Origin of the sequence: Martelella sp. UBA3392, assembly GCF_002358775.1 — a bacterium.
GTDB classification, from domain to species: Bacteria; Pseudomonadota; Alphaproteobacteria; order Rhizobiales; family Rhizobiaceae; genus Martelella; species Martelella mediterranea.
In genome coordinates this window covers 932-16,888 of the sequence record NZ_DEPM01000284.1, presented here as the reverse complement: position 1 = coordinate 16,888, position 15,957 = coordinate 932, and the positions used below count along the sequence as shown (strand labels likewise).

Sequence of the window (15,957 nt, the reverse complement as noted above, 5' to 3'; positions counted from 1 at the left end):
TCGGATGAGAATGAAAAGGGAACAAAAGTGTGAGCGCATGCGCCCTCATGCCTGTTCCATCAATGCGACCGCATCCGCGCCCGCCGGAAAGCGCAACCGGCCCGATGTGTCATGCACCGCGCGCCAGATTGCCTCGGCGACATCGCTTTCCTTCGTCATCAGCGGCGGGTTCGCATAGCTGGCGAAAATCGGTGCGGCGAAGTCCGCATAGGCCTCGGGAATGAGATCCATCACCGGAATATCGGTATTGGCGGCGAATTGCGTGGTCGGGGCATAGCCGGGCTCCACCAGCTTCGCGCCGATCCCGAAGGCGCCGAGTTCATGGGCGAGCGAGCCCGTAAATCCCTCGATCGCCTGCTTGCTGGCGGTATAGGCGGCGGCGAGCGGCATTGGCGCCAGCGTCACGCTGGAGGTGACGTTGACGATCGTGCCCGTCCCGCGCGTCCGCATGCCGGGGATAACCGCCTGGGTCATCGCCATCACGCCGAAGGTGTTGGTCTCGAACACCTTGCGGATATGGGCCATCGGCGTCGCCTCGAAGGCGCCGACGACGCCGATCCCGGCATTGTTGACGAGGACATCGATCGGGCCCGCCGAAGCGATGGCGGCAGCGATGCTGTCGGCGTCGGTGACATCCAGCGCCAGTAGGCGGACGCGTTCCGTTGCGGGGTAAAGCTCTAGGCGCGGGCGGCGCATGGTGGCGATGACGGTCCAGCCCTCGGCATGGAAGTGGCGGGCGGTTTCAAGCCCATAGCCGGACGAACTGCCGGTGATCAGGATGGTTTTCATGTCGGTCTCCCGTGTGTTGTTGACGGGACCGATGTAGCCCGGATAAACTGGATTATCATTAATCATAAATCCTTTTTTAATTTGAGATAGTCCAGAATGGCGGATCCACTTTCCGATATCGTCCGGCTTCTCCGGCCCGGCGCGGTGTTCTCCAAGGGCATCAGCGGTGCCGGGCGCTGGGCGGTGCGCTACGCCGAATTCGGGCAGCCGGGTTTTTGCGCGGTGCTCGAGGGGCGTTGCAGGCTGGCCGTCGATGGAGAGGAGCCGGTCGTGCTGGAGGAGGGCGATTTCGTGCTGCTGTCGGCCACGCCGGCCTTCACCATGTCCGGCATGGAGCCGGCGCAACCGGTCTTCATCGACCCCAAAGCCGATCCCCTGCCTGATGGCGCGGTGCGTTATGGACGGCAGGAGGGGGCGGCCGAGCTCAGGCAGTTCGGCGGCTGGTTCAGCTTTGCCTCGCCCGATGCCGGTCTCCTCGTGGCGCTCCTGCCGCGCATGATCCACATCCGCGGGGTTTCGAGGCTTGCGCAACTCGTCCGCCTCGTGGGCGAGGAGGCCGCAGGGGAGGAAGTTGGCCGCGAACTCATTCTGGAGCGCTATGTCGAGATCCTGCTGATCGAGGCGCTGCGGGCGGTGCCGGCCGAAAGAACGCTGCCCGGCCTGCTGCGCGGCCTGGCCGATCCCCGGCTCGCCGCCGCACTCCGGGCCATGCATGGCGATGTCGGTCGCGCCTGGACCGTCCCGGATCTTGCCCGCGTCGCCGGCATGTCCCGCTCGGCTTTCTTCGAGCGCTTCGCCCGCGCGCTCGGAACCCGCCCGATGGAATATCTCGCCCGGTGGCGCATGAGCCTTGCCAGGGATATGCTGCGCCATGGCGGCCACACGCTGGACGAGATTGCCGAGACGATCGGCTACAGCTGCGCAAGCACCTTCAGCACCGCCTTCAGCCGCCATACGGGCAGCCCGCCCGGCCGTTTCATGCGGCAGGCGGCCCTGTCTTCAAACGCCTGATGGTCCGGCAAAGCCGGCATCAGCCCGCTGGCCTCGTGGTCCTCAACGCGAATACCAGCGGCACGGCAAGCGTATAAACGGCGACCACCGAGAGCCAGACCGCGCCCGGCCATCGTGTCTGGAACGAGAAATAGATCGCCGAGAAGGCCAGCGGCGCGATGATGGAGGAGAGGCTGATGATCGCCTGCACCACGCCCTGGAACTGGCCCTGCTGCGTGTCGTCGACCATTCGCGTCGCGAGCGACTGCAGCGCCGGCACGCCGATGCCGGCAAGCGTGAAGACCGGCATCACGGCGAAGACCATCCAGCCGTGATGGGTGAAGGCCATGGCGGTGAGCGCGATCGACGCGCCACCGATTCCCGTGAGGATGGCGCCGCGCTCGCCGAGGATCCGGGCCGCGGGGCCGGGCAGGAAAATCTGCGTCAACGTCTGGCAGATGCCGAATGTGCCGAGCGAAAGCCCGATCCAGAGACCGTTCCAGCCGAACACGTCATGGCCCCAGAGCGCCCAGCTCACGCCATAGGCCTCGCCGGTGAAGCTGAACAGGAAGAAGATCAGGATCACGGGCAGCATGCCCGTCATCGACAAGACCCAGCGCAGTGGCCGCAGCGGATTGAGCGAGGCCGGATCGAACCTGCCGGCAGTCGCCTCGCGGGTTTCGGGAAGAACGAAAAGGGCGAGCAGGAAATTGCAGCCGTTCAGGAGAGCCGCCGCGATGAACGGCAGTCGCAGCCAGTGATCGCCGAGAAAGCCGCCGGTGACCGGACCGGCGATGAAGCCGATGCCGAACATCGCGCTCATCAGGCCGAAGCGTCGTGCGCGGGTGTCTTCGGCCGAAATATCGGTGATGAAGGCGGCTGCGACCGCCGTGTTGGCGCTGGTGAGGCCGGCAATGGCGCGGCCGAGAAACAGCAGCCAGAGCGAGGGCGCGAAGGCGAGCAGCAGATAGTTGGCTGCCGCGCCGCCAAGCGAGATCAGCAGTACGGGACGCCGGCCGAGCCGATCCGACAGCGTGCCGAGCACCGGGGCGAAGATGAATTGCATCGCGGCATAAAGGGCCGTGAGTGCACCGATATAGGGGGCGACGTCGGCGGAATGGGTCACCTCCTTCAGCAGTGCGGGAAGGATCGGAAAGATCAGGCCGATGCCAAGGGCATCGAGAACGATGGCGGTATAGATGATGATGAGAGGTCTGTTCATGGACGCGTTCCTCTGACGCAGACACGATGGTTCGTGCTTGCGTTGGGCCTGAAGGATCAGGCGCAGGTTTAAGGGAAACGCTGGCCGGCCGGGACGAAGGTCTGCGGCGGCGTGTACTCGACCGTCCTGTTCGCCAGAGGGCGGAGACGATCGCTTTTCGCGATGCGCATTCTCATACACCCGCGCAGGCGGGAGCGCAAGTTCGAGTGCCCCTTGCAGGTCACAGACCGGGCCGATGGTTGCGCCGGCCGTTTTCGGACCTCATAATGACAACTTGCTCGCCTCCCTCAACCGGCGCTGCTAAAATCGGGCCATGTTGGATTTCGACACATGCGAAGCGGCGCGGCAGGCGCGCGATCCGGCGTATGACGGCAGGTTCTTTACCGCCGTCAGAACGACGATGATCTATTGCCGTCCGGTATGCCCGGTGAAACAGCCGCTGACGAAGAATGTCAGCTACTTCCCGACGGCGGCCGCCTGCGAGCGGGCGGGCTACCGGCCGTGCCTGCGCTGCCGGCCGGAAACCGCGCCGTTTTCGCCGGCCTGGAACGGCACGCGCACAACCGTCGAGCGGGCGCTGAAGCTGATCGGCGAGGGCGCGCTGGACGCTGGCACGGTGGAGGACCTTGCCGAACGCCTCGGCGTTGGCGCGCGGCATCTGTCGCGGCTTTTTGCGGTTCATGTCGGCGCCTCGCCATTGCAGACGGCGCAGACGTTGAGAATAGGCCGGGCGAAGCGGCTTCTGGACGAGACTTCGCTGCCGGTCACGGAAGTCGCGCTGCGCGCCGGCTTCGGCAGCGTCCGGCGCTTCAATGCCGCGTTTGCGAGTCTTTACGGACGGCCGCCCTCGGCGATCCGGAGACCGGCGCGATGAGCGGGTTGTTCTATACCTATATCGACAGCCCGGTGGGCGCTCTGCTGGTCGCCGGCGATGGCAACCGGCTGCATTTCATCTCGTTTCCAACCGGCCACAAAGCCTTCGGGCCGCAGCCGGACTGGCAGCGCTATGATGCGCCGTTCGCAGAGGCGCGGCGTCAGCTCGATGCCTATTTCGCCGGCGAACTGAAGCAGTTCGACCTTGCCTATCACCTGTCGGGCAGCGGTTTCCAGAACCGCGTCTGGGAATATCTGGCAACAATCCCCTATGGCGAGACCACGACCTATGGCGCGATCGCCAGGACGCTCGGCGATGCCAATGCAAGCCGGGCGGTCGGAACCGCCAATGGCAACAATCCGCTGCCAATCCTGCTGCCCTGCCACCGCGTCATTGGCGCCAACGGCGCTCTGACCGGCTTCGGCGGCGGTCTGCCGACCAAGAAATATCTGCTGAAGCTCGAGAATGCCTGGGAGGAGCCGCCGCAGGCGGACCTGTTCGCTGGTCGGCTCTAGAGGCTTTCAGAAAGCCGGGTCGCCTTCACCCAGGCCGAAGGGCTTTTGCCGGTAACCCGCTGGAATTCCCGATTGAAGTTCGACTTGGTGTTGAAGCCGCTTTCCAGCATGGCGGTGGTGACGCTGTCGCCGGAAACGAGCCTTTCGCAGGCATGGACGATTCGAAACCGGTTGATGTGGCGGGAGATATTCTCGCCCGTCGCCCGGTTGAGCGCCGCCGAAAGCTGCTTTGCCGGCATCTGCAGCCGTCGGGCGAGGCGCGCGAGGGTGAGCGAAGGTTCGAGATAGAGCCTTTCCTCTGTCAGCAAACCGTCAAGCCGATCGACGATCGCGCGGTCGCCTTCCTCCGGCACGGGCGCTGCGGCGGGGCGCGGCGGCGCCTCCGCTTCGGTCTCGCCGAATGCGTTTGGCGAAACGCTCAGAAGGCCGACCGAAAGCAGCGCGCAAGAGGTGAAGATGGAAATGATCAGCTGCGCCCATCCGGGGTTGTCTGAGAGAAAGGCGATCGCGATCAGACTGTCGCTCAATGCCGATGCCAGCAGGCTGACGGCAATGCCGGTCCACAGCCACAGCGGCTGGCGTCCCGCCTCGAGCCGCGCCAGCGGCAGGGCATCGCCGCCGGATTTCAGCACGTAAAGGATCAGCCCGCCATAGGTGATGAAGATTGCCGGCAGGATGAGGTCGATCGTGGCGGGTGCGAAAAGGATGCAGAAGACGGTGAAGGCCGGCACAAGCAGGTGGAGGCTGTCACGTGCCGGTTTCAGCGGACGCAGAAATGCGGTCTGGAAAGTCAGCCAGGCGAGGACCGGTATCAGGGTCGCCGTCACCGGCTGGACCGGGTGCAGCAGAGACAGCCCGTAATATTGCAGCAGCGCGACGATCAGGCTCTGCACCGCGCAGGCCGAAAGAAACACGATCACCACCGGCGGCCGTTCCTCGACCGTCAGCACCCGCAGGATCAGAAAACCAAGCACCAGAGCGGTGACCATCGGGACGGGCAAAACCAGCATGTCGTCTCCTTCATCTGCCGGTCTGATAGTTCATAAACCGGTTCCGGGCGACCTGAAACCGGATAGAGGACGCCGGAGAGGCCGAAAATTACGAGAAGGAGGCGGTTTCAACCCGAAAGGATACGTCCATGAAAAGCATTCTTCTCTCCCTCCTGTTCTCCTGCGGCGTTGCCGCGCATGCCTTCGCGGCAGAAGACCTTCCCGGCTATGAGCGGATGACCGTGTTTCCGCCGGACCGCGCCCTGCCGGTTGCTGCAAGCCTCTGGTATCCTGCGGGCGTCAGAAGCTATCGCGGCGTCGTCGGCGACAATCCGGTTTTCCATGGCGCGTCGGTGTGGATGGGCGCGCGCATTGCCGAAGGCCAGTATCCGCTGTTCGTCTTCTCCCATGGTTCGGGCGGCAATATGGACAACAGTGCATGGCTGTTTTCGGCGCTGGTCGAAAAGGGGGCGATGGTGCTCGCGGTCAATCACCCCGGCAGCACCTCGGGCGATTCCTCGCCGCGCGCCTCGCTCTATCTTGACCGGCGCGCAGGCGACATTTCCGCGGCTCTCGACGCGCTGCTCTCCGATCCGGTGCTGGGGCTGCATGTGGACAGGTCGCGGATCACCGCGCTCGGCTTCTCGCTTGGCGGTGCAACTGTGCTCAATCTCGGCGGTCTCCGTTTCGATTGGGAGGTCTATCGCGACTACTGCCTAGCCAATCCGAAAGCGACCGATTGCGGCTTTCTGGCCAAGGGCAATGTCGATCTCGATCATCTGCCCGAGGGCTTTTCCGCCGATGGCCGCGACGACCGGATCGGCCACGTCATCGCCATCGACCCAGCCTTCACCTATACGGCGACGGCGGCCAGCGTGGAGGCGGTGACCGTGCCGGTGTCATTCATCAATCTCGGCGACCGGGACCGACTGAAGACCGGCGATGTCTCGGAAAACGGCAGCAATCTCGCCAATCGCCTGGCGGATGCCGACTATCAAGTGGTCGCGCCGTCCTACCACATCACCTTTCTGGGACTTTGCAAGTCCGGCGGCGCTGAACTGCTCGCCGAAGAACAGGACGATCCGGTCTGCACCGATCCGGACGGCGTGGATCGCGCCGATACCCACAAAAAAATCATAAAGGCCGTTGCCGCATCGGCAGGGCTGTGATGGCTTCGGACGGCTGGCGACACAGAGGGCCAAAAGCCCGCGACTAATCAAAAAAAATACCCCCGGAAAGCGTTGCCGCTCCGGGGGTAGTGCAGGGCCCGAAGGACCCTGCGATCTGTTTGCGTGACTTAGAAGTCGCGCTGCAGACGGAACCAACCGGCCCAGTAGTCATCAGCGTAGTACTGATCAGGCGTGTCGGTGTATTCAACGTTCAGCTTGGCGCTCAGGCCTTCGACGATGGTGTAGTCGAACAGCGCACCGGCGGACCAGTAGTCTTCGTTGTCGGCACCCGGGATTTTGGCCGAGGTCCACTGAGCAGCAGGCGTAATGGAGAACTTGTCGGTTACGTTCAGCTTGTAGCCGGCAGCAAGAGCCCACTCAGCATATACGCCCGGGATAACGGTCGGGGTCGGCAGCGAGTAGTTCTGGAAGTCGTTGTTGCCGTAAGAGTTGGCGTAAGCGTTCCAGCCGGTGGAGTAGTTGGCGCCGAGGTCGAGCGAGCCCGGGCCGAGTGCCAGCGAGGTCATCAGACGGAACGAAGCTTCTTCGTTGTAGGTGTCGTAACCAACATCGAGCTTGGCGCCAATGCCGCCAGCCTGGAAGCCTACGCGACCGGAAACGCCGAGCTTGGGCGTGTTGTCGCCAGAGTTGGAAAGGCCAACCATGGAGGGCTCAAGCGCGTCGAGCGAGAGACCGCCTACGAAGCCTTCGCCAACATAGACGTAGCGCATCGAGTTGAAGTTGGTCTGACCTGCAAGGTCGTCGATTTCGCCGAGAAGACCTTCATCCCAGTAGCTGAGGAACTTACCAGCCTGGAAGCCGCCGAGGCCGAGGTAGGCTTCGTCGATGTAGGTGTCGCTGGAGCCATCGTTCGAATAGTATTCGCTGTTCAGAACGATCACACCGGTCAGAGCGCCGAGTTCGGTGTCGGTCTTGGAAGATACGACCAACTGGCCGCGCGTCCAGGCGTTCCAGGTGTCTTCGACGTTGCCGCCGGTCTGTGCATCGATCTGGAAACGGATGTAACCGCCGACGTTAAGGCAGGTTTCAGTGCCCGGGATGTAGAAGTAGCCGGCGCCGAAAGCGTCGCAGACTTCAACATAGTTGGCCTGTACGGGTTCGATCACGACGACCGGATCAGCTGCCTGGGCAGCGGAGGCAGCGGCGAAAGCTGCTGCGGAGCCCAGGAAAAGGCTTTTGATGGTCATAGTTAAATCCTCAATTTAATCGAGCATGGAAAGGAGGCGCTAGCCCCGATTTAGTGAAGTCCGGTGAATTGCCCCCCGGCTTCTGGCAACCATTAACAACGTCTTGTGCGTCCGTCTCAATAAACCCTAGGTGGAACTATAAATCATTTGATTGAATAAAAGGGGGTGGTGCAAATTCGCAACAAAAACGGATGCAGCCCGCTCATGGCGAATCATGTCGGCCGCGTCTGAACCGTCAGCTTGCTTTTTTCGCCCTGGCGGAGAATTCCTTTTAAATCAGTCGATTAAAAGAGAGTTTCTGCGCAGGCGCACGGTGCTTCGCGGAGTTGTAGCGGGTATTGGTCCGGTTGTTGCTCCCGCTGAACGGGGGAGAAAATGAACAAAATCTTAACGCGCTGCCGCGCGCGCCCTCCGACGCTGAAAAACAGGCCATAAGGATACCCGGATGTTTGCTGGCCCAACGTCTGCTGGTCGAGGGCGGCAGGAAAAATTATTTTATAACAATAAGATATTTTGGTTTTAGAGCGTTCGTTTCGCTGGTGATGGCGATCACGCGGCCTGGTTTCGAACCCGTCCATGGAGGAATACGGCATTGATTCCATGGCCTATTCCGTCAGGCGAAAAAAAGACGCGCTCATCGAAATGAACGCGTCCTCTGCAACCTGGGATTTAACGAAGCCTTAATATGTGCCGGAATCAGGTCTCCGGATCGCCGCGCCGCATCATTTCGGGGATGGGCATGGAGAGGATATTGTAGCCATTGTCGACGAAATGAATCTCGCCGGTCACGCCGGAGGCGAGGTCGGAGAGCAGATAGAGCGCCGAACCGCCGACATCCTCGATCGTGGTCGAACGGCGCAGCGGCGCGTTGCGCTGCTGCCATGCGTAGACGAGACGCGCGTCGCCGACGCCGGAGCCCGCGAGCGTACGCACCGGACCGGCCGAAATCGCGTTGACGCGAATCCCCTGCGGGCCGAAGTCGCCGGCAAGGTAGCGCATCGAAGCTTCCAGACCGGCCTTGGCCACGCCCATGACATTATAGTTGGGCACCACGGCGGTGGAGCCGCCATAGGTGAGCGTCAGCAGCGATCCGCCGTCCGGCATCAACGCGGCGGCGCGCTTGGCCACTTCGGTGAAGGAGAAGCAGGAGATCACCATGGTGCGGACGAAATTTTCCCGCGAGGTGTTGGCGTATTGGCCCTTGAGTTCGCTCTTGTCGGAAAAGCCGATCGCGTGAACGAGGAAATCAAGCTTGCCCCAGCGCTCCTCGATTGCGGCAAACACCGAATCGACGCTGGCGATGTCTTCGACGTCGCAGGGGACGACGAAGTCGGAACCGACCTCGGCCGCCAGCGGATGAACCCGCCGGCCGAGCGCCTCGCCCTGATAGGTGAAGGCAAGCTCCGCGCCCTCGGCGTGAACCGCCTTGGCGATGCCCCAGGCAATCGAATGATTGTTGGCAACGCCCATTATCAGGCCGCGTTTGCCTTTCATAAGTCCGGTCATTTGCGCATTATCCATTGTAGCGCTGGAAGACCAGCGTAGCGTTCGTGCCGCCAAAGCCGAACGAGTTTGAAAGAACGGTGTCGATCTTGGCGTTGTCGATGCGCTCGCGCACGATCGGAACGCCTTCGAACTCGGGATCGAGTTCATCGATATGGGCGCTCTCGCCAATGAAGCCTTCCTGCATCATCAACAGGCTGTAGATCGCCTCCTGGGCGCCGGCAGCGCCGAGCGAATGGCCCGTCAGTGATTTGGTCGACTGGATTTTCGGCAGCTTGTCGCCGAAGACTTCCTTAATGGCCCCGATCTCGCGGCTGTCACCGACCGGGGTCGACGTGCCGTGAGTGTTGATATAGTCGATTTCGCCGTTGACGGTCTCGATCGCCATCTTCATGCAGCGCACCGCGCCTTCGCCGGAAGGGGCGACCATATCATAGCCGTCGGAGGTCGCGCCGTAACCGACCACTTCGCCGTAAATCTTGGCGCCGCGCGCCTTGGCGTGTTCCAGCTCTTCCAGAACCACGACGCCCGCGCCGCCGGCGATGACGAAGCCGTCGCGGTTGGCATCATAGGCCCGCGATGCCCGGGTCGGATCGCTTTCGTTGAAATCGCTCGACATCGCGCCCATGGCGTCGAACAGGTTGGACATCGTCCAGTCGAGGTCCTCGTGGCCGCCGGCGAACATCATGTCCTGCTTGCCCCACTGGATCATCTCGACGGCATTGCCGATGCAGTGCGCGGACGTGGAACAGGCCGACGAGATCGAGTAGTTGACGCCGTGGATCTTGAACCAGGTCGCAAGCGTGGCCGAGGCCGTCGAAGACATTGCCTTCGGCACGGCGAAGGGGCCGATCCGCTTCGGCGAGCCGTTCTTGCGGGTAATGTCGGCCGCATCGATCAGCGTGCGGGTCGAGGGACCGCCCGAACCCATGATGATACCGACGCGCGGCTTTTCACTGTAATCGCTCTCTTCCAGGCCGGCATCGGCGATCGCCTGCTTCATGGCGACGTGGTTCCACGCGCCGCCCTGCGAGAGAAACCGCATGGCGCGGCGGTCGACCTTGTCGCTGGTATCGATATTCGGGCTGCCCCAGACCTGGCACCGGAAGCCGTGTTCGGCAAAGTCCGGCGAAAAGGTGATGCCCGATTTGGCCTCACGCAGCGAGGCGGTGACTTCGGCCGCATCGTTTCCGATCGAGGATACGATTCCCAACCCTGTGACGACAACACGTCTCATATCTGTTGACCTCTTTATTTGACTTGCAAGCGAAGCGTTACTCTGCCTTGTCCTTGGACAGGCCGACGCGCAGGTCGCTCGCCTGGTAGATCGTTTCGCCATCGGCCTTCAGCCAGCCATCGGCCGTGCCCAGAACCAGGCGACCGCGCATGACGCGCTTGAAGTCGATGCCGTATTCGAGAAGCTTGACGGACGGGCGGACCATGCCCTTGAACTTGACCTCGCCGGTGGAAAGCGCCATGCCGCGGCCTTCCTCGCCCAGCCAGCCGAGGAAGAAGCCGGTCAACTGCCACATGCCGTCAAGACCCAGGCAGCCCGGCATGATCGGGTTGCCCTTGAAGTGGCAGGCGAAATACCAATCGTCGGGGGCCACATCATATTCGGCGCGAATGAAGCCCTTGTCGTGGGCGCCGCCGGTCTCCGATATTTCGGTGATCCTGTGGACCATCAACATCGGCGGAAGCGGCAATTGCGCATTGCCCGGGCCGAAAAGCTCGCCCTCGGCGCACTTGATGATGTCCTCGTAGTCGAACTGCGATTGTCTCGTGCTCATTAAAACTCTGCTTCCCTTCGTTCAGCGAGGGGGTTTCGTGTCTGCCTCAAGATAAGGGCGTAACCGCTTTCCAGCAATGCGCGGCGGTATTACTTCACCAAAATCTGCAAACCCTTCATCGTTTCGCTCCACCCGTGGCCATACAGGAAGCCGCCGCCTGCTGCCAGAGTGAAACGCCATTCGGGCCCGTATTTGCAGTTTAATTTCAAGTGCCGCAAGCCCTCGCCCTATTGAAAGCGATTCTCAATCCCGTTATATCGGGCTATATTTGTGTTGTGACAGTTCAGGCGCCCGTAGGAATTATGGCAGCGAGACATCGTATCTCCGAAGCAAGGCTCCGCGAAAGCGGTCTGCGTCCCACGCGCCAGCGTGTTGCGCTGGCCGAACTGCTGTTTGCCAAGGGCGATCGCCACCTGACCGTCGAGGAACTGCATGACGAGGCGATCGAGGCCGGCGTGCCGGTTTCGCTGGCGACCGTCTACAACACGCTGCATCAGTTCACCAATGCCGGCATGATCCGGGTGCTCGCCGTCGAGGGCGCCAAGACCTATTTTGACACCAACACCTCGGATCATCATCACTTCTTCATCGAGGGCGAAAACCAGGTCGTGGACATGCCCGAAAGCAGCATTTCGCTCACCGGCATGCCGACCCCGCCCGAGGGCATGGAAATCGCCCATATCGATGTCGTGGTTCGGCTGCGCCCCAAGCGTCGCTGATACGGTCAACTCTCCGTTCGTGCCGAACGCCGCAGCAGCAGCAATCCCGCCCACTCCCTGAGCGCGGTGGAAAGCATCATCGCGTTGATCATCGGCTTGTAGAAGCTGAAACCGAGCCGGATATTGCCATCGGTGCGATAATCGGCGGGCCATGGCGTCACCGTCATGCGCTGGCGGCCAAACAGCGCCATCGAACGCGGCATGTGATAGGCCGATGTGATGACGATGCAACTTGCATGTTTCAAACCCTGATTTTCCAGCAATGCCGCCGTCAGGCTGGCGTTTTCCGAGGTATTGCGCGCGCTCGGCTCGTATATCAGCCGTTCCGCGGCGATGCCGTGATCGGCGAAGAACCGGGCGGCGGGGTCGGCCTCGCCATGGATATTGCCCGACAGCGAATTATCGCCGCCGGTCACCAGGATTTTCATCGCCGGATAGAGCCGCGCGAGCCTGAGCGCCTCGATATAACGGTCGGCTGCGCTGGAGAAGACATAGGTGCCGCGCCGCGCCGAAATGCCGGTGCTGATGCCGCCGCCGAGTACGATTGCCAGGGCGGGCGGCGTTTCAAGTTCCGGTCGGGGAAAACGGTTCTCCAGGTCCGCCATCAGCATTGCCCCGGTCGTGGTGAAACAGGCGATGCCGAGCGTGATGGCCGCGAGCGCGGCGAAAACTGCTGCCGCCGCGATCCACGAAAAGGCGAGGCAGGCGAGCGCGGCCAGCGTCGTCAGAAAGGCGAAGGCGAGCGGCTGGAAGATCATCCAGAACAGTTTTGAGGCGACAAACATCCGGCCGCGTTTCCAGACCCGGCGGCTTTACGCCGAGGCCTTCTTGGTCTCGCTCTTGCGGAAGACATAGTCCGTCTCCTGTCGAAGAGTCTCGTCCGGGCGCAGGATGGCGTTGGGAAAACCCTTATGGTTGACGGCGTCGGGCCAGACCTGGGTTTCCAGACAGAAGCCGGCGAACGGGCCGTAGGGAAAGCCGCTCAGGCCTTCCGGGGTCTCGTCAAGCTTGAAGGCGGTGTAGAATTGCACGCCGGGTTCGGTGGTCAGCACATCCATGGTGACGCCGGAGGGCGGCGCGCGCACGCTGATAACCGGGCGCTTTTCCATGCGCTCCGACGACAGGCAGAAATTATGGTCGAACAGCACCTGCCGCCCGTTCGGATATTCCCGTTTCATCGGCTGGGGCTTGCGGAAATCGAATGGCGTGCCCGCCACCGGCGCCAGTTCGCCGGTCGGGATCTGGCGCTCGTCGGTCGGCAGGTAATGCTCGGCGGTGATCATGATCTGGTGTTCCAGCGTGTCCGTGCCATTGCCGAGGTTGAAATAGCTGTGATTGCAGATATTGGCGATTGTCGGCTTGTCGGTGGTGGTCTCGTAGACCACCGAGAACACGCCGTGCGGCTTGAGCTGAAAATGGGCGCGGATCGTGCAATTGCCCGGAAAGCCGCCGCGGCCGTCGCGGTCCACGATCTTCAGCGTCACCCGATCCTCGCCGATCTCCTCGAATTCCCAGAGGCTTACGCCGGTGCCGTCGCTGCCGCCATGGAGGTTGGTGACGCCGTTTTCATTGCGGTCGACCTGGTATTCCGTGCCGTCGATGGTGAAGCGGCCATCGGCGATGCGGTTGGAGGAGCGGCCGGGCGTTGCGCCGAAATAGGGCGAATAGTCGAGATAGTGCTCGAACGCGTCGAAGCCCAGCACCAGCGCGTGCGGGTGGCCGTCCAGGCGCAGATCCTGCACCACCGCGCCCCAGTTCAGGATATTGGCGGTCAGCCCGCCGCCGGAGATCGTGACCCGTTCTACCGCCTGTCCGTCTCGGGTTTTTCCGAAGTCCTGGGGCGTGTTCATTGCTTTTCTCCGCGATATGTCATTGCGGCGCGATACTGCGCCGGAAAGGGGAGGGCTTCAAGCACCCTCCCGATCGATCTGTCGGCCGATCCCGATTTCTTCCAGATGATAGGGCGTGGTCTGGTAGACCTCGTTGATCCAGTTGCCGAACAAGAGATGGGCATGCGAGCGCCAGCGGTTCTGCGGCGTGCGCGCCGGATCGTCGCCGGGGAAATAGTTATGCGGCAGGTCGACCGGCACATTGGCCTCGACATCGCGCCGGTATTCATCGCCAAGCGAGTTCGAATCATATTCGATATGATTGAACATGTAGAGCCGGTTGGCGAATTCCTCGTGAGCGAGGCATGGCCCGACCTCGTCGGAATCGATCAGGATTTCCATGCCGGAAGCCTTCGCCAGTTCCGCGCGCCGCACCTCGGTCCAGCGCGACACCGGAACCTGGAAATCGTCGGAAAAGCCGTTGAGATAGATCGAGGACGGCTTCAGGTTCTGGTGGCGATAGATGCCGAAGGCCTTCTTGTCGAGAAGATGCTTGGCGACGCCGTGAAAGTGATAGGCCGCCGCCATCGCGCCCCAGCAAATATTCATCGTCGAATGGCAGTGGGTGGTCGTCCAGTCGAGGATTTCCTTCAACTCGTCCCAATAGGTGACCTCCTCGAAGGCGAGTGTCTCGATAGGCGCGCCGGTGATGATGAAGCCGTCGAACTTGCGGTCGGCGACCTCGTCCCAGGTGTTGTAGAACGACAGCAGATGCTCGATCGGCGTGTTCTTGGCCTTGTGGCCGCCGACGCGGATCAGCGACAGCTCGATCTGCAGCGGCGAGGCGCCGAGCAGGCGCGCGAACTGCAGCTCGGTCTTGATCTTGTTCGGCATGAGATTGAGCAGCCCGAAGTGCAGCGGGCGGATATCCTGCCGCTCCGCAACCGTTTCCGTCTTGACCCGCACGCCTTCCGCAATCAGCGTTTCATAGGCGGGCAGTGTGTCTGGAATCTTGATAGGCATGTTCACATCCATACAAACAGAAAACCGGCCGCGCACAAATCGCAGGCCGGGGGCTTCCGCTCGCTCGGCCCTTTAGCGACTTGTTTAACGTGGCTGCAAGCCGGCCGGCCAAATCACCACGAGGAAGCAGTCAATAGCGCCGTACGGGGCAGGCGTCAATATTTTCGGCTTACGACGCCGTCCGTCGCCATGCCGCCGTGGCAATGCCCATCGCCATCAGCGCGCCGCCGCCGAGGCGGGGCAGGAGGGCGGTGACGACCGGGGAGGCAAGCTTTTGCCGGAGCCTGTCGGCGGCAAGCGCATAGGCGAGCGCGTTGAGCGCGGCGAGGGTGACGAAGGTCGAAATCAGGATGGCGAATTGCGGCGCGAGCGGTGCCTGCGGCTGCACGAATTGCGGCACGAAGGCGATGAAGAACACGATCGATTTCGGGTTGAGAGCGGTCACCATCAGGGCATGGGTGAAGACGTGCCGGGGCGGGAGCGCGGTTTCCGAGGCCGAGGGCACGGCATCGCCGACGCCCTTGCTGCGAAACAGCTTGAAGCCGAGATAGACGAGATAGGCCGCGCCGATCCATTTCAGCACCATGAACAATTGCGCGGATGCCAGCACCAGAGCGCCGAGACCAGCCAGCGAGGCGGTCATAGCGATGAAATCGCCGAGCGCGACGCCCGCGACAGTCGCCAGCGCCACCCGGCGGCCCTGGCTCAAGGCATAACTCAGCACCAGCAGCACCGTCGGTCCGGGGATCAGCAGCAGCACTGTCGAGGCGGCGGCAAAGGCGAGCCAGATATGCAGGTCCATGGCGTTTCATCTCCTGTTTCCGCAAGCAAAGACAGAGGTCGAGACCGTTTTCAAGCGTGTGACAAGAAAAATCGCCGGACCGCCCTTGACCTTCCAGCCACTGGAAGCCCCATCTCTGCCGCAACAGGTTCCGGAAGGAGAATGACAATGACCGAGACCATCAAGATCGAAGGCATGGGCTGCGGCGGTTGCGTGGCGACCGTGACGAAGGCGCTTTCCGCTGTGCCGGGCATTTCAGATGTGGAGGTGAGCCTCGAGAAACACGAGGCGCGGTTTGCTTTGAGTGCGCCGGCAACGCGTGAACAGGCGGTGAAGGCTGTTGAGAGTTCCGGTTACGACGTGAAGGAGTGAGCCAGACCGGCCTGTCCGGGTTCGACTGAGATTGCTTCGATCCGGAAACGCCGCAGCCCACAATCTCCCCCCTTGAGGGGGAGATGTCGCGAAAGCGACAGAGAGGGGTGAACCCTCTCCGAGAGGTTCGGAGCTTGCAGTTTTTAGGGCTTGCGCCCTTTACCCCTCTCTGCCCCTGTCGGGG

Annotated in this window: 17 protein-coding genes and 1 riboswitch; of the genes, 6 read left to right on the top strand and 11 right to left on the bottom strand. The window is 62.2% G+C overall.

Going from position 1 to position 15,957, the window contains the following annotated elements; genetic code table 11:
• Positions 1–45: 45 nt before the first annotated feature.
• Positions 46–789, bottom strand: coding sequence for an SDR family oxidoreductase (locus tag B4E36_RS22085; protein WP_292055257.1), 744 nt, complete (start codon positions 787–789; stop codon positions 46–48).
• Between the two features lie 96 nt (positions 790–885).
• Here B4E36_RS22085 and B4E36_RS22080 point away from each other — a divergent pair, with 96 nt between their 5' ends.
• Complete coding sequence (locus B4E36_RS22080) at positions 886–1,800, top strand: AraC family transcriptional regulator (protein ID WP_292055256.1); 915 nt, start codon at positions 886–888, stop codon at positions 1,798–1,800.
• Positions 1,801–1,819: 19 nt separating this feature from the next.
• Here the strand turns inward: B4E36_RS22080 and B4E36_RS22075 are convergent, their stop codons facing one another.
• The gene (locus B4E36_RS22075) at positions 1,820–3,001 is read right to left on the bottom strand and encodes a TCR/Tet family MFS transporter (protein WP_292055255.1); all 1,182 of its coding nucleotides are present in this window, start codon (positions 2,999–3,001) and stop codon (positions 1,820–1,822) included.
• A gap of 313 nt (positions 3,002–3,314) precedes the next feature.
• Between B4E36_RS22075 and B4E36_RS22070 the strand changes: the two genes are divergently transcribed.
• Both B4E36_RS22070 and B4E36_RS22065 read left to right on the top strand, forming a co-directional pair.
• Positions 3,315–3,875 carry a bifunctional transcriptional activator/DNA repair enzyme AdaA gene (locus tag B4E36_RS22070; RefSeq protein ID WP_292055254.1) on the top strand — a complete coding sequence of 187 codons (561 nt, stop codon included), beginning with the start codon at positions 3,315–3,317 and terminating at the stop codon, positions 3,873–3,875.
• The gene (locus tag B4E36_RS22065) at positions 3,872–4,390 is read left to right on the top strand and encodes a methylated-DNA--[protein]-cysteine S-methyltransferase (protein ID WP_292055253.1); all 519 of its coding nucleotides are present in this window, start codon (positions 3,872–3,874) and stop codon (positions 4,388–4,390) included. Before B4E36_RS22070 ends, B4E36_RS22065 begins: the two co-directional genes overlap by 4 nt.
• Here B4E36_RS22065 and B4E36_RS22060 read toward each other — a convergent pair.
• Positions 4,387–5,400 (bottom strand): helix-turn-helix domain-containing protein, encoded by a 1,014-nt coding sequence (locus B4E36_RS22060; RefSeq protein WP_292055252.1) that lies wholly within the window; start codon positions 5,398–5,400, stop codon positions 4,387–4,389. The two genes, B4E36_RS22065 and B4E36_RS22060, sit on opposite strands and share 4 nt — an antisense overlap.
• Positions 5,401–5,528: 128 nt before the next feature.
• On the opposite strand from B4E36_RS22060, the gene B4E36_RS22055 reads away from it, so the two are divergent.
• Complete coding sequence (locus B4E36_RS22055) at positions 5,529–6,548, top strand: alpha/beta hydrolase family protein (protein ID WP_292055251.1); 1,020 nt, start codon at positions 5,529–5,531, stop codon at positions 6,546–6,548.
• 128 nt (positions 6,549–6,676) lie between these two features.
• On the opposite strand, the gene B4E36_RS22050 is transcribed toward B4E36_RS22055, so the two are convergent.
• The 4 genes from B4E36_RS22050 to fabA all read right to left on the bottom strand — a co-directional run bounded on the left by B4E36_RS22050 (position 6,677) and on the right by fabA (position 11,049).
• Positions 6,677–7,756 (bottom strand): porin, encoded by a 1,080-nt coding sequence (locus B4E36_RS22050; protein WP_292055250.1) that lies wholly within the window; start codon positions 7,754–7,756, stop codon positions 6,677–6,679.
• 696 nt (positions 7,757–8,452) lie between these two features.
• Entirely contained in the window at positions 8,453–9,262 is an 810-nt protein-coding gene (gene fabI / locus B4E36_RS22045; RefSeq protein WP_018064540.1) for an enoyl-ACP reductase FabI, read from the bottom strand.
• Between the two features lie 7 nt (positions 9,263–9,269).
• Positions 9,270–10,496: a beta-ketoacyl-ACP synthase I gene (gene fabB / locus B4E36_RS22040; RefSeq protein ID WP_292055249.1), complete on the bottom strand. Its 1,227-nt coding sequence runs from the start codon at positions 10,494–10,496 to the stop codon at positions 9,270–9,272.
• A gap of 37 nt (positions 10,497–10,533) precedes the next feature.
• Positions 10,534–11,049, bottom strand: a complete 516-nt coding sequence (gene fabA / locus B4E36_RS22035) for a 3-hydroxyacyl-[acyl-carrier-protein] dehydratase FabA (RefSeq protein ID WP_292055248.1) — start codon at positions 11,047–11,049, stop codon at positions 10,534–10,536.
• A 302-nt stretch (positions 11,050–11,351) separates the two neighbouring features.
• Between fabA and irrA the strand changes: the two genes are divergently transcribed.
• Entirely contained in the window at positions 11,352–11,768 is a 417-nt protein-coding gene (gene irrA, locus B4E36_RS22030; protein WP_018064543.1) for an iron response transcriptional regulator IrrA, read from the top strand.
• A gap of 5 nt (positions 11,769–11,773) precedes the next feature.
• Here irrA and B4E36_RS22025 read toward each other — a convergent pair whose 3' ends face one another.
• From B4E36_RS22025 to B4E36_RS22010, 4 genes are all read right to left on the bottom strand, one after another.
• Complete coding sequence (locus tag B4E36_RS22025; RefSeq protein ID WP_292055247.1) at positions 11,774–12,553, bottom strand: YdcF family protein; 780 nt, start codon at positions 12,551–12,553, stop codon at positions 11,774–11,776.
• Positions 12,554–12,580: 27 nt separating this feature from the next.
• Positions 12,581–13,618, bottom strand: coding sequence for an aldose epimerase family protein (locus B4E36_RS22020; protein WP_292055246.1), 1,038 nt, complete (start codon positions 13,616–13,618; stop codon positions 12,581–12,583).
• Positions 13,619–13,675: 57 nt separating this feature from the next.
• Entirely contained in the window at positions 13,676–14,620 is a 945-nt protein-coding gene (locus B4E36_RS22015) for a homoserine O-succinyltransferase (RefSeq protein WP_345900827.1), read from the bottom strand.
• Between the two features lie 52 nt (positions 14,621–14,672).
• A riboswitch (SAM riboswitch) is annotated at positions 14,673–14,750 on the bottom strand.
• 39 nt (positions 14,751–14,789) lie between these two features.
• Positions 14,790–15,422, bottom strand: a complete 633-nt coding sequence (locus B4E36_RS22010; RefSeq protein WP_292055244.1) for a LysE family translocator — start codon at positions 15,420–15,422, stop codon at positions 14,790–14,792.
• A gap of 147 nt (positions 15,423–15,569) precedes the next feature.
• Here B4E36_RS22010 and B4E36_RS22005 point away from each other — a divergent pair, with 147 nt between their 5' ends.
• A complete protein-coding gene (locus B4E36_RS22005; protein ID WP_292055243.1) occupies positions 15,570–15,773 on the top strand; it encodes a heavy-metal-associated domain-containing protein in 204 nt (67 codons plus the stop codon).
• The last annotated feature ends 184 nt before the right edge of the window (positions 15,774–15,957 follow it).